General features: G+C 66.6%; 8 protein-coding genes and 1 pseudogene. 3 read left to right on the top strand and 6 right to left on the bottom strand.

Annotation, left to right across the window (positions count from 1 at the left end):
- Nucleotides 1-270: 270 nt before the first annotated feature.
- From QH470_RS23450 to QH470_RS23430, 5 genes are all read right to left on the bottom strand, one after another.
- Nucleotides 271-1,455 (bottom strand): DUF2399 domain-containing protein, encoded by a 1,185-nt coding sequence (locus QH470_RS23450; protein ID WP_280274515.1) that lies wholly within the window; start codon nucleotides 1,453-1,455, stop codon nucleotides 271-273.
- Complete coding sequence (locus tag QH470_RS23445) at nucleotides 1,448-5,671, bottom strand: TIGR02680 family protein (protein ID WP_280274514.1); 4,224 nt, start codon at nucleotides 5,669-5,671, stop codon at nucleotides 1,448-1,450. Before QH470_RS23445 ends, QH470_RS23450 begins: the two co-directional genes overlap by 8 nt.
- The gene (locus tag QH470_RS23440; RefSeq protein ID WP_280274513.1) at nucleotides 5,668-6,816 is read right to left on the bottom strand and encodes a TIGR02678 family protein; all 1,149 of its coding nucleotides are present in this window, start codon (nucleotides 6,814-6,816) and stop codon (nucleotides 5,668-5,670) included. The genes QH470_RS23445 and QH470_RS23440 overlap by 4 nt, the downstream gene beginning before the upstream one ends.
- A 3-nt stretch (nucleotides 6,817-6,819) precedes the next feature.
- Nucleotides 6,820-8,385, bottom strand: coding sequence for a DUF2397 domain-containing protein (locus tag QH470_RS23435; RefSeq protein ID WP_280274512.1), 1,566 nt, complete (start codon nucleotides 8,383-8,385; stop codon nucleotides 6,820-6,822).
- A gap of 274 nt (nucleotides 8,386-8,659) precedes the next feature.
- Entirely contained in the window at nucleotides 8,660-9,526 is an 867-nt protein-coding gene (locus tag QH470_RS23430) for a hypothetical protein (protein WP_280274511.1), read from the bottom strand.
- Between the two features lie 1,409 nt (nucleotides 9,527-10,935).
- Between QH470_RS23430 and QH470_RS38305 the strand changes: the two genes are divergently transcribed.
- The 3 genes and pseudogenes from QH470_RS38305 to QH470_RS38300 form a co-directional block, all read left to right on the top strand.
- Nucleotides 10,936-11,451 carry an AAA domain-containing protein gene (locus tag QH470_RS38305; RefSeq protein WP_425302767.1) on the top strand — a complete coding sequence of 172 codons (516 nt, stop codon included), beginning with the start codon at nucleotides 10,936-10,938 and terminating at the stop codon, nucleotides 11,449-11,451.
- Nucleotides 11,452-11,678: 227 nt separating this feature from the next.
- Nucleotides 11,679-11,918 (top strand): hypothetical protein, encoded by a 240-nt coding sequence (locus tag QH470_RS23425; RefSeq protein WP_280274510.1) that lies wholly within the window; start codon nucleotides 11,679-11,681, stop codon nucleotides 11,916-11,918.
- 13 nt (nucleotides 11,919-11,931) lie between these two features.
- Nucleotides 11,932-12,054, top strand: a pseudogene (locus QH470_RS38300) (hypothetical protein); the annotation flags it as partial.
- A 146-nt stretch (nucleotides 12,055-12,200) separates the two neighbouring features.
- Here QH470_RS38300 and QH470_RS23420 read toward each other — a convergent pair.
- Nucleotides 12,201-12,488: a helix-turn-helix domain-containing protein gene (locus QH470_RS23420; protein WP_280274509.1), complete on the bottom strand. Its 288-nt coding sequence runs from the start codon at nucleotides 12,486-12,488 to the stop codon at nucleotides 12,201-12,203.
- Nucleotides 12,489-13,114: the final 626 nt, after the last annotated feature.

The following is a 13,114-nucleotide window of genomic DNA, read 5'->3' as shown; positions in this document are numbered from 1 at the left end:
CGTCGGCGCCGCGGCGCGTGAGAGCGGCGCAGGTGCAGGCTTTTTCACAGCGCACCCTGTCGGCAGCCGTTTCGGTCGCAATCTCCGGTGGTCATACCCCACGATCCGTCCGTAGCCGGCGGTAGGGTGCTCAATCACGTTGATCAGCGCGCCGAATGCGCCAGCGATCTCCGATCGCCGGCCGAACCCGCGGGTACCAGCATGATCGGGTAGTTCGTTGCCGACATACGGTCACCGTGGACCATGCTTGCGGGGCGGAGCCCGGCCGATTCAGACAATTCGCAGGTCATCGAGCAGCTGGGGCAGGAGAACCTCTTCGTGCAGGTCCCGGCCGTGGCGGTGGTGGATCTCGACGAGTGTCGCCGCGTCGGCAGGTATGCCGAAATGTGTTGTGTACGTATTGATGTCGAATCGCCAGGGCGTGGCTGCGGGGGCGACGGACTGGAGGGTGTCCGTAATCGTGAAACCGGCGCGGTCGATATCAGCGCGCACGAGGATCGTGATGTCCTGACCGGCCGCGCCTGCGATGAGATCGAGTGCGGCGAGGGAGGGGATGCCGTCGGTGCAGACCAGTGGCGGGCAGTCGGCGCCCAGTTCATCGGCGGCAGCCTCGATGATGGTGGGGTTCTCGCATACGTAGAGCCGTGACGGTATCGGGGTGAAGTGCCAGGGGCCGGTCATATCGCGCAGGGTCAGCCACAGCGGCACCCCGCGACGGTGGCCGGCGGTGATGTCGAGTGGCAGGTTGAGGGTGAGCACGCGTGAGGAGACGGTGTCGCACCGTACGCCGGCGGCCGCCCAGGCCGCTCGCCATTCGCGCCCCGGTCGCTTCGGCCGCGCGACACCGGCTGTTGCCGCGATGAGGCGTGCCACCGCCCGACCCAGATCGGTGTCGTAGTCGAGGCCGTGCGCGCCGTCTGCCGCGGTGGCGGCCAGTTGTGCGAGCCGGGTGGGCGGTCCTGCCCAGGGCAGCTGCGGCCACACGCGAGCGATGCGGCCGGCGAGCGCCGCCGTGGCTCCGGTCCCCGGGCGTGGCGCGCCGGGGGCGGACAGCCACGCGTCGATGCTGGCGCCGGTGATGCCCGCGGCGGTGAGGGTGTGCTCGACGTGCTGCCTTTCTTGTTGGGCCGCACGGTATTCGGCTGCGGCGATGTCGCGGCGTGCGACCAGTGGCGTGCCGTCGAGGGTTTCGACGAATTGCCGGATGGTGAGCCCGTGGTCAGCAAGTCCGCGGGTCAGTGCCGGTAGCGAGACCGGGCGTCCGGACACCTCCCAGGCCGTTCCCAGTAGGCGGGCCACTTGGCGGCGTCGTCCGGCGGTCAGGTCGACCCGCAGTGACCCGGTCTCCAGTTGTGCGCCGCGGCGCGCCCGCCGGCGAATCGCATCGAGGACCGACGCGGGCCCGGGCAGTTCGGCCCAGGCCCGCAGCCCGTCGGGTAGGTCGCCGTCAGTCATCGAGCAGTCCCAGCAATCCCGCGTCCGCCGGTGGTGCCGACTGCTCAGCTACACCCAGTCGGTCGACGTTCACGCTGGTGAGGGTGCCGCCGCACCAGAGGTAGGGCAGGGCGTCGACACCGGGCAGGTGACGTTCGCGCGCGAGGTCGTAGACCGCGACGGCGGGCACCGTATCGTAGGTGCACCATTCGTCGTGGGCGGTGAGCATGATGTCGAGCTCGAAGTCGACCGTGAGCCCCATGAACGACGCCTTGATCTGCGCGTCTACTCCGGTCATCGCCTCGTCGAGCCACACCCAGCGCGGGGCGTGTTCGGCGGCGGCGTCGTAGGCGACAACTGCCGCCGCGAACAGCGGTTGTGAGAGCAGCACAACTTTCTCGCCACCGGATTTCGCGCCGTGGCGGGCCGCGTCGAACAAGGCCCACCTGCTGGCGGCTCCGGGACGGTACTGCAGGCTGATCTTGAGCCACCCGCGGTAGTCGAGGGCCTTGGTGAGTTGCTGCTTCCAGTCCGCGGCGCCTTCGGCGGTGGCCTCACTGCGGGCCTCGTCGATCTTGCGGGCGAGGAATTCGCGCACCATCTCCTGCCGATCCGGTGACAGTTCGTGATAGCCGCGGCCGAGCGCTCCGACGACTGCCTCCGCGTCGGGATCGGAGGGATCGGGCTCGCAGACCACGCGCACCGCATGTCCCTGGCGCGTGGGGTGTTTCGCCAGGTGGTCGTTGATATTGGCGAAGGTGCGGGTGGTGTAGTCGAGGCGGTCCTTGAGGTGTTCGATGAAGGTCGAGCCGAGCAACGTGGCCAGCACTCGCTGCTGTTCGGCGTCATAGCTGTGGCGTTGCTCGGCCACCCGTTGGGCCAGGGTGTCGGCGGCGTCGGGTGGCAGTTGGAAGCCGTGAATGGAGTCGCTGTGGATTTCCACCCGGGGCAGAGTGTTGTCCTCGTCGAGTACCCGGGCGTCCTGTTGCGGGAGCAGGGCCTGCCGCAGCTCCTCCATTTTCACCAGGCAGTGCCGCCAGGCGCGGTCCTCGTCGGCCGCTTCGGCCTTGGTCGCGACCTCGCGCCGAACGATGGCCGCGAATTCCCTGGCCGCCTGGACGTTCTGGCGTTCTGGCGGTTCGATGCCCAGCGGCTGGGTGAGTCCGTTGCCGACGGCCTCCCAGAGCGCGGTCATCGCCGCGTCCCGCCGCAGTTCGGCCTCGGCGCGGCGCTCCTCGTGGTTGCGCAGGACCTCCTCGGCCCGCGCCTCCGCCGTGCCCGCCCGGGTGAGTTCGTCGCCAACGGTGTCGATGCGATCGGTCAGCCGGGTCAGCCGCGCCTCGAGTGTGTTCTTGCGGTCGAGCTGTTCCCGGTGTCCCGCGCCCAGCGCGTTCCGGGCGGTGTCCAGTTGGACTCGTGCCTTGCGTCGGCGGGTGTCCACGTCGGCGAGTTCCTCGTCGGCCAGCTTGCGTGCGCGTTCGCGTTCGGCGTGCTGTGCCATCGACTCGTTGAGCTTGTCGGAGTACAGATCCTGTTGTGTGAGGGCGTGGGAATAGTTGCCCACCCTGGTGCGGAACTCGGTGAGCGCCTCGCGCAGCTCGTCGAGTCCGGTCAACGGGAACCGGTGTGCGCTCGCGAAGTCGGCGAATGCGGCGCGGGCCTGATCGTGCCGTGTCTGTTCGGACGCGTGGACGCCTTCGGCTGTCGCGAGTTCCTCGGCCAGCGTCGTCGTGGCCCGGCAGCGTTCCGCCCACCGGACCACTGTGCTCGTGACCGCTCGTTCCCCGTCGACGGGCAGTGCACGTTCTTCGGCCTGCAGCCGGGTCAGCGCATCCTGGGCGGCGGTCAGCTGATCGTCGAGTTCGGCCAATCGGCCGTCGAGTTCGGTGAGTTCGGTTTCCAGTCGTGCGATGAGGCGCGCGCGTGCTGCCTCGCGCGCGGCGGCGCCGATATAGGCGGCCGGACCGGTCGGCTCGGCCCGGCCGGCGAGCCCGCCGACGTGCCAACTCCCTTCTGCCGCAACCCAATCGCGGTCGTCGAGCGCCACACCGCCGTTGTGGTCGCGCCAGCCGATTCCCGCCAGCACCCGTTCGACCACGGGCATGGGGACGCCGCCGTAGGAGACCGGCATGAGCACCGACAGCAGGTTGGGGTGGTCGGCACCGACACCGTCGCGGGCAAACGCGGTCACCTCCGGTGCGCCGAAGTCCACCGCGCCGTCCGGCGTTACCCAGGCATCCAGCAGGCCGGAGGCGGCCAGGGCCGCTTCGAGGACCGCAAGCGCGTCGTCGTCGAGGCCCGGCGCGGGATTGAGCAACCGCCACAGAGGCGCTCCGGCCGCGTCCGGAGCGTCCGGCCGCTCCCGTCGCCGCCACGACGTCGGTGCGGGTGGCGCGGACTCGGTGCGCTGACGTGCTTGCCCTAGCTGGTCGGCGATTGTAACACGTTGTGCCGCAAGGGGAGCATGTTCGAGGCGGAGTTCTTGGACGCGGTCGGTCCAGATCGCCCGGACGCCGCTGAGGTGTCCGCGCATCGCCTCGATTACCGAGGCGTGCCGTGGAACGCCGCCATCATCGTCGATGACCGTCAGATCGGCGATCAGGTCGCACCATTCGCCGACCACGGTGTCGGAACAGGCCGCCACGTCTGCTGCGGCCGCCCATGCCCTGACCTGTTCGGTGAGGGTTTCGGCATCGCGTTGCACGGCCGTGAGGGCCCGGGCCTCGTCATCGCGCGCATTCTCGACGGCCTGCGCGGCGCGCTCCACGGCGTGCCCGGAACGTTCCACCCGTCGTTCGGCCTCGGCACGCGCCGAATCGAGTCGCCGCAGGTGCTCGAAACGCTCTCGGCGCGACTGCAATTCGCTGATCAACGCGTCGATGTCACGGCCCGGCAGGTGGTGGGTGACGGCATCGGCGAGACCCGCGTCGTCGGCCGCGGCCTCGAGCGAACGTTCGGCGGCGGTGACGGTCTCACCCGCCCGTTGTGCCTCGGCGCGGGCCACCGTGACGCGTTCGGCGGCGGCGCTCTCCGAGGCGCGCTCCCGTTCGAGCCGGCCCCCTGCCGCGGTGTACTGGCCATCCAGGTCGGCACATTCGCGTTGTAGGGCGGCGACGCGACCGGTTGCCGCGACGGCATCCCGGTAGGACCGGGACTCGAGCAGTTCGCGCAACGCGGTGTCGCTGTCGGCACGTTCCTGTTTGGCGGTGGCCAAGTCCGTGCGCGCTTGTCTCAGCGCGGCCCGTGCCTGCTCCAATTGTGTCTCGGCGGCCTTCTTCGCGGTCGTCGTGTTGTCGAGACTGGTTGTGGCGGAGGCCATTTCGTCGGATCTGCGGCGCATCACGATGCGCGCCCAGGGTCGCCAGCCGGTGCGCGCGAACAGGGCGATAGCGCGGGCGGCGTCCTCGGTGCGCTGCATGGCCACGCGCAACTGCTCGAGGTGTTCCCAACCGTCGGCGAGCTGATTGATCTCGTGGGTGGCCAACGGCGGCAACGCATCCCGTAGCGTCGCGGCCAGGCCGACCGGGTTGAGCCGCTCACCGAGTTTCGGCTTGCGCAACTGCTTGAGCAGTTCGGTGAGGTTGTCGTAGGACTCGGCCGACAGGCCGAACAGTTCCTCTGCGAGCCGCGCGCGGTAGGCGGTGGCGTTCGTCGGTACGGTAATACCGTCGATCCGTTTCAGGTCCCGCTGTTCGAGGGCGACCCCGGCCGTGGTCAACCGAAAGTCCGCGCCGGGCCGTTTTCGAGTGACGAAATGCCATGTCGTGACCGCGTTTCCGCCGGTGCCGCGGCGCGCGGACGCACCGAGTCCGCAGACGAAATAGTGCGGCGTGCCGTCGGCGGCGCAACGGCCGAACTCCACCCAGGCGTAGCCGAGTCCGGCGTCGGCGGGCTCGCGCGGGTCGTCGCCGTCGCCGCTGGGCAGCAGGTTGAAGCTCATGGTGCGGTGCTGGGAACCGAACGGGTCCAGCACGGCGGGCTGGATCTCGCCGCGCAGCAGCATGAGGGTCGTCAGTTCGAGCACCTTGGTCTTGCCGGTGCCGTTGCCGCCACGCAGCACCAATCGTCCGTCGGCGAACCAGAATTCGGCGGCGTCGTATTCCCACAGGTTGGCGATGCCGACCCGCAGCGGCTGCCAGCGTGCCCGGCCCGGTATCGGCAGGCCGCCCGACGTCGCCGCCCGGAGCCAGTCGGTGGCAACCTGGTCCGGTGTCGACACGGCGGCACCGTCGATCATCGGGTGTCCTCCTCGAGCCGGGTGCTGACCGAGACGACCCGGGGATCGCGGTACCGGGCGGCGGTCGGCGTGAGTTGCCACAGTCCTGGTCGCGGCCCGGGGCGAAGCAGGTCGAGCGCACGCAGCAGTTCGACCGCGCGATCGCGCCGGTTTGCCTCGGGAGCAAGGTCTTTCGTGATCGCCTTCGGGTAGCGGACCACGACCTCCCGGACCGCCTGCGCGAGATTGTCTTCGGTGACGCCCCCGGTGTCGTCGCGCCGGTGATACAGCTCGCCGAGAATCATCAAGGTGATGAAATCGACGGCGCGCAGGCGGGGAAACGGCAGGTCGGTGTGTGCTTCGTCCGCGGCGATCAGCGCCAGCCCCTCGGCTCGCTGCTCGACGGTCCAGCCGGTCATCTCAGTGCACCAGGCCACCAGCCGGGTACGCTGCCGGATCAGATAGCTCCGCTCGGCCTCGGTGAGATCGGAATGCAGGCACACCGGCAGTTCGATGAGGCGCCGCATGACCATGAATCGTTCGGCAGCGTCGCTGACCGCGGGTCCGCGTTCGTGCAGCGCCGCCGCGAACGACGCCGGATCGACCATGCGCAACAGCATCTCGCGTTGCACCTCGTAGGCGCCGCCGATCTTGTTCGTGCTACGTGCCCACCCGTCACGCTGTTCGTCGCTATCGGCGTCGACGGGCCACAGCGCTCCGGCGGTTACCAGCAATTCGACGCTCGCCGCGAAGAGCTTCCGCTCGGCGAACCGGTCCGGATCGTAGGCGGTGAGGTCCACGTCGTCACGTGCTGACATTGCCCGCACCCGGTCCGACAGGTCCTGTGTGGTCGTGATGTCCTCGGCGTCCTCGGCCGCGGCCGCGGCCAGCAGGGCCAGTACCAGCGCTCGTCGCGCCGGCGGTGCGACACGGCGGGGAGCGATCACGGTGTTGCCCAAGGGAAGTCGAAACAGCCGCGCCGTGGTGTCGGTGACGACGAGCCGATAGCCGAGCCGGTTGGTGAACCAGTTCATCAGTTCCGGGCGATGCCGGGGATGACGCACCAGACCGAACAATTCCGGGTGGCGACGACGATCCAGGACCGGGTTTGCCAGCAACCCCACGAAGGCTCGGCGCCGGTCGACCTCGTCCCTGCTCGCCACCACACGCTAAACAATAGCCGAGCCGGGAGTCGGCGGTTCCAGCTCGAATCGCCAATTCCGCGTGACGAATTGCCCCTGCGGCACGGCCAGCGCCACAGTTGCGCCGTCGTCCGGAGCGGTGAGTGTCACTCGCCAGCGACCGTCCTCGGTGACGGCGGAGCCGACCCGTGCGTCCGACCGCGCCCGGGCCACGGCGAGGTACTCCAACAGCAGCTGGAATTCGGCTTGCGCCAACGGTTCCCATTCGTTCAGGCGGGTGCCCGAGCGGGAGCGCAGTGCCGCTTCGGCCGCGCTCCGCTCCGCGATCGCCGCGGCACGAGATCGGCGCGCTGCCGCTCGACCCGTCGAATGGTCGATGGCCCTGGTGCGTTTCCCGACCGCGGCGCGGTGGCCGTGCTCGCGGAACCTGCCCGTGATCGGTGCCGCCGCGGCGTCGTCCCACGGCATCGTGTACTCCTCGGGACCTTCAGCGGCGATCAGCAGATGCCGAGCCGGGAAGACTCCGACCGCCGTATCCCACATCTGCCATGCGGTCTCGTCGTCCGGCGCGCGCTCGATCGCGCGGGCCAACGCGAGCAATTCGGCCTGGCGGGTCAATGCGCCACCGGTATCCATCAGAATGTGCATATTGCGCGCCCACGGCGCGACCAGATCACGCAACTGGCGGCGCAGCCGACGCGCCTGGCCGTCGTGCCCGCCGAACCATCCGCGCAGCGCATCCCAGGTCCGCGCCCACCGTGACACCTGGGCGTCGACGATCTCATCGGGCGCGTCCGCGGGAAGAGCGCCTCGCACGCAAGCACCCCACACCGATTCGCTGAGTATCGGCCGCAGCTCGGCGATCATATCGGCGATGGCGGGGGTGTAGATGTCGACCTGTTCCCCCCACATGCCGACATACGACTGCAGCGTGCGCCACAGCACGTCTTGTTTATCGTGATCCGGGCCGCCCGACAGCGCGTGGGCCAGACTGCGCTGCCAGGCGCGCGCCGCGCCGGCCATGCGCAGATGCAGGGTGATGATTTGCTGATACTCGGCGGCCGCCGCCGGATATCGACGGTCGGTGACCGCATCGGCGAATTGCCGGAGCCGATCGTGGATTGCGCGCGGCGCCAGTGTCAGATCCGCCGCGGCATCCTCCTCGGCCGCCAGCTCCACTGTCCAGAACATATGCAGCCGGGCGGCGGTCGGTGTCAGCTGGAACCGATCCCGCCGGCGCAGGAAATCCTCACCGGTGCGAGCCGGCTCCTGCCACCGCGTCAACACCCCCCATTGCACAAGCCGGTCCAGCCGGGCGTCGAGTGCGAAAACATCCTCGTGCAGGAGCCGATCGGCCACCTCGGGCGGATCGGTGCGCGCACCCACCCACGCCCGCAGCCGGCCGGTGATCTCGTCGTAGGACATGCCTGTAAGGCTGATGTCCTGGGCTTCCAGCATCACGTCCACGACCGCCCGGTACTGCGCCGCGAACCGCGACACCAAATACGCCGGAACCAGCTCCTGCCCCGGCAGATACGCGGCCCAGGGATCGGCTCCGGTAGCAGCCTCCATCAGCTCCTCCCCGGTGGTCACCCGGTCACACTATCCCGAAGCGGGACACGAACATCCAGATCGGTAGATCTCCTGTCCGGGTAGCGGATGGGATGCCTCCCCGAAACCGGTTGAGCGCGAGCTCTTCGCCGTGGCGAGGCCCGGCGTGCCGTGCACTGTGCGTGACAACCGTGGCCAGTTCTGCGGAACGTGAGGGGCGGTATCGAGCAAAGTACCAGTTCAGAGGACGAAGCTGGGCGATGGTGGGACCGATGCCAGATCTTCTGTAAGGCGGTGGTGTCCGGTCGGGCAGCGATCAGAAATCGCCGAAGTAGATCGGGCGAATCGTCGCTCCGCCCGGCTCGGAGTCTCTCTCGTGTGTGAAGCCACGACTGTGGCGTAGACGATCAGTGAATTCGCTGGTGCGCCAGTGAAATATGTATCCATCGAGTCGCATGTCGTCGAGCACTTCCAGGTCGAGTTGTACTCCTCGCCTCCAGTTCCACAAGGCCATACCGATTGGGTTGCCCGGTACTTTCATCAGATCGGGGTTATCGAGCTGGCCGACTGGCCCCCAGGAGAGTTGGAACGATCGGCCCCCATCGGCTTCGCTATTGGTTGGGTGCGGCGTGAACGGGCGCCAGGTGAGGGTGTGGTTGATTCGGTCGGCATCCACGGTCACCAGAGCGGTCTCGTAGTTTCCAGGGCCGTTCAATGAAGTCCTCATGTCGGCGTGTTCCCATACGAACAGTAGGCGTGTTGCACCGGTAGCTGCTGCTGCTACCTCTAGTCCCGAAATTGCCAAGTAGGCATCGGTACGTGCGGCCTCGGGGTTGTCGCTGCCCTGGACCGGACGACACGTGACGCATCCGACGTACGGATCCGGTCGTTCCAGAAACATGTGCAACTGAGGACTCGCCGGGCGCCCTGTTTCTCGGGCGAGGGTCTCAGCGGTGGAAACACAGGCACGCTCCACTGCCCTAACGTACGAGTCGCACCAAGCGGGATCCGGCATGTCGCGGACATTACCGTTTCGATTATTCCCAGGGTAGGTCGCGGTCGGAGGGTCTTCGAGGTCGGCGAAGTCGTCGATGTTGCGGGTGTAGTGGCTGGCGGAGCGGGCGTGGGATGAGATCCATAGTGCGGGCGCGAGGTTGACCGTCACGACCGTCCCGACGGTCATGCGCTAGCTTGTCGCGATGGCATCGTCGACAGGTAGGGTATCGAACCGTCGTTGCATTGCGGACAGTCGCCGGAGTCGCTCGGTTCGGACGGTGTCGGTTCGTGCGTCAGTTACCTCGCCCATGGGTCGCGGAACTGTTTGTCGATGAGGTCGCGGTCGTGCTCCCAGGCGGTGCGGGGCAGCAGATCGCCGTGGCGCGGTTCTTCGGTCCTGAACGGACATCTCGATGGCGTCGAACTTCTGTGGCCGACCCTGTACTGGCAATGCGAGTTCGCTGAACCGAGGGCATATCCGTTCTATGACCTGTATGGCTGATAGGGCATATGCGCAGGTTCGCCCGGGGGAACAATGAGGTTGTCACCCGGCCAGAATGCGCCCTGTGCCTCATACGCGCCCACATGCCGAGTGAGGTCGACTAGCTGCTGTTGGCGCTCAGTGGGGCCGACTTGCTCCTGCCTGCCGTCGGGGTGATACAGCGTATGGATTGTGGTAGGGCCGCCGGAGATAAGCGTGGCGGCAACCTGAGGAAGGCCCATCGGTATTGCGTCACACTGCTTGCTGCGAGCAACGTAGGAAACGGCCTCGCTCACCCGCTCCCAGTCTCCGATCATGTACCACCACTGTCCCCCGTTCAGCTCATATGTCAACGTGGAGAGCGGGACGAGGCAGCCAGCAGTGCGACCAGGGAACTCTGTAAGACATCGATAGATCCTTCCACCGTCAGGCTGAGGCACGGCCGGGTGAAGGAGGGTCAGCGCATGGACGATCGTCGCGTTGATCGGGACGGGGTGCTCGGGCGCCTGATATGGCTCGTGCATGGTAAGGAAGTAGACGTTCTCGATTGTCATAGCTGCCCCTTGTCTGATCGTTGCGAATGAACTCGGCCTTCCGAGTCTCGCACGCACCTCGGCTGTGGGATCCGCAAGTAGGCTACTGCAGCAGGTCGAGGTCCCCGAAATCGCTGTGCTTCAGTCTTGCAGCGCCCAATTGCCTTCTCCAACAACGTAGTATCGAAAAGTATCACCGACACTTCGATCGACGGAGTCAGCAGCAGCCCACCTCGTATGCCGACCCTTGTGTCCGAAAGGGCAATCACCCGTGCGTCGCTGACAATCATTCGGCAGATCAGGGCCGATTACCGTTGGAAGGCCTGCCTGCTCGATCATCCAGACGTGCGCTCGGCAAGTCGGGATGTTCACAGAGGAGTATGTAATGGATCCGCGCCAGGTGGCAGTGCTCATCGATACGCAGGGTGTGTTCCAGGACAGGCCCGGGGATGTCGTCGGCCTGCGGCCCGAGAGCGGGTGCACGTGACGTTCCGTGACGGCAAGACCTACCCGTACCAGGCGAGAAAGGTCATCGTGCTCCACCCAGCTCAGGCCGTGCCGGTCGATCCTGATGTGGGCGTCATGGTCGATGGTGTGATCTGGGAGAACAAGGGTTTGGCGGAACTAACCTTCATACACCCGGGCAGTGCATTGCATCGATTCCTCGAGGGAGCGCCGATCGAAGCGTGTGGAGGTACACGGGTGCTGCCGATCTATACGTTCCACACCAACAGCAGCCAGCGTGATGCAGCCGTTAATGTTCTGCACCAATCTATTTCGATAATCGATGGGCCGGGAACGGGCAAGACGCAGACGATCCTGAACCTGGTCTCGAATGTCATTTCCGACGAGTCGAAGACGGTCGCTCCGACAACGCGGCGGTGGAGAATGTCCACGACAAGCTCATGGAGGCCGGATTCGACTATGCCGCAGCCGGTCTCGGTCGGAAGGAGGAGCAGTCGCACTTCCTGGACAATCAGAGCCCGCAAACCACGTTGTCGCCCAACTACGGGCCCAGTCCCAGCCGGCTCCACCCTCGGAGAAACACCTGCAGGATCTGGGCAAACGTCTGTGAGACCTGTTGGAAACCGAACGTAAACTGGCACAGCTGCGTTCGCAGCTGGCTGGATTCGAGCTGGAGCGACGTCATTCCAAGGCTACCTTGAGCAACATGAACTGCCGCCGGAGGGCAGACTTCCGCTGCTGTGGTGGAGTTCGGCAAAAAATTCTGCGCTACATCGGCGGCACCGGCCCCGAATTGGTTCGGGGAGAGGGGGTTACGCAGGAGTTGGATCGCGGCGCGGCGGTACTTCGCGTATCGATCAATGCGACAGGTCGACGCCGGGGATGTAGAGGTCGTGCCGCGGCTACACCGGATCTTCTACGACAAGAAGATCGCCGAACTCGAGCGGCGGACTGATAGGTTTCGAAATTCGTTGGAGGGAGCCGGATTCGAGCGACTGATCGAAGAGCAGCGGCAACTGTCGCAGAGGCGGCTCGCCCTGCGCCTGCACCAGCGGTACGCGCGGCGGGAGGTGCGTCTATACGAGCCGATATCGACGTGACTGGGCTCGATTCAGCCATGACTATCCGGTCATTCTGAGTACATGTCACTCGCTCCAACGCAGTATCGGCAAAGGGCGGTCGGTGGATTACCTCGTCATCGACGAGGCATCGCAGGTTGATCTGCTGGCGGCGGCTATTGCCATGGCATGCTGCCGAAATCTAATCGTGGTCGGTGACCGGGCGCAGCTGGTCCCGCGGTACGGCCTGCCTTGTACACGTCGGCTTTCTCGACGGTGCGGAGATCGGCGAGGTCGCTCGGCGCAGTCACCGGTGGAGGTCCTCTACTGCGCGCAGTTCGCAGTTTCGCCGCTGATAGTTCCGGCATCCGCTGGCGGCATGGTGACGAGCGTCTGCCCGAGAGCATCCAGGATTCGGGCGGTGATGGTGAGAGTCGGCGACAGTTGTCCGGTCTTGAGCTTGCGCATCGAGGAGGCGCCGACATCGGCGAGGTCGGCGAGGTCGAGTTGGGTCAGCTCGAGGACGCGTCGCCGCTGCGCTACGAAGTCGCCGAAGGATGCGACGGGACTCGTAACGATAGCGGGCGTGGCTTCGGGTTCGTCTCCGTCCATGACGGCTAGTCGTTGCGATCGAAACGCTATTTCTGGGATCGCGCGAGGGCGGAGTTTCACCGCCGAGAACGCGGACGAGGCCCAGGGCGTTCTCAACCCCGGGCCTCGTCGGACTGCGTACAGCGGGTGGTCGGCGGCTTGGGCTACCCTCGACCACCGGTGTCCTCGGGGGCACCCGGGGACGTAGGGGAGCTTACGGCTGTGAGACTGGTCGGCTAGGTTTTTCCGTACGGGAGCAATTGATCTGTTACCTCCAACCGAACGGTTCGGTTTGGGGGCGGCCAGGGAAGATCCATCGATCCACGACACGCCGCCGCGCCGGCTCCGGTTTCGGGCTACACCTGGGCAATATGTCGGCGATTGCCATTCGGAGGAAGGGGACGGTGTGGCGACGATCGACACTCCTGTGCCGCAGGCGTGGCCGCGGCGGGTGGCGCGGCGGCGGGATCGGCGGCGGTTCGCGTTGAGTGCGGTCGCGGTGCTGTCTGAGGTTCACCCCGGGGAGTGGACACCGAGTTAGCGGGATGGTTGTTCCCGCTGGTTAGGATGTCTGTGTGCCTCCTCGTAAGCGTCGGTCGTTCACGGCCGAGTACAAGGTCGAGGCTGCGCATCGTGTGATCGATTCG

This window comes from Nocardia wallacei (assembly GCF_029868745.1).
GTDB classification, from domain to species: domain Bacteria; phylum Actinomycetota; class Actinomycetes; order Mycobacteriales; family Mycobacteriaceae; genus Nocardia; species Nocardia wallacei_B.
Note: the sequence above shows the minus strand (reverse complement) of the source record. Positions and strands in the feature narration are given on the sequence as shown.

Excerpts from the sequence above, each read along its gene's own strand:
- QH470_RS23450 (WP_280274515.1), bottom strand. The coding sequence starts at position 1,455 with ATGACTGACGGCGACCTACCCGACGGGCTGCGGGCCTGGGCCGAACTG.
- QH470_RS23445 (WP_280274514.1), bottom strand. The coding sequence starts at position 5,671 with ATGATCGACGGTGCCGCCGTGTCGACACCGGACCAGGTTGCCACCGAC.
- QH470_RS23430 (WP_280274511.1), bottom strand. The coding sequence starts at position 9,526 with ATGACCGTCGGGACGGTCGTGACGGTCAACCTCGCGCCCGCACTATGG.
- QH470_RS38305 (WP_425302767.1), top strand. The coding sequence starts at position 10,936 with ATGGTCGATGGTGTGATCTGGGAGAACAAGGGTTTGGCGGAACTAACC.
- QH470_RS23425 (WP_280274510.1), top strand. The coding sequence starts at position 11,679 with ATGCGACAGGTCGACGCCGGGGATGTAGAGGTCGTGCCGCGGCTACAC.
- QH470_RS23420 (WP_280274509.1), bottom strand. The coding sequence starts at position 12,488 with ATGGACGGAGACGAACCCGAAGCCACGCCCGCTATCGTTACGAGTCCC.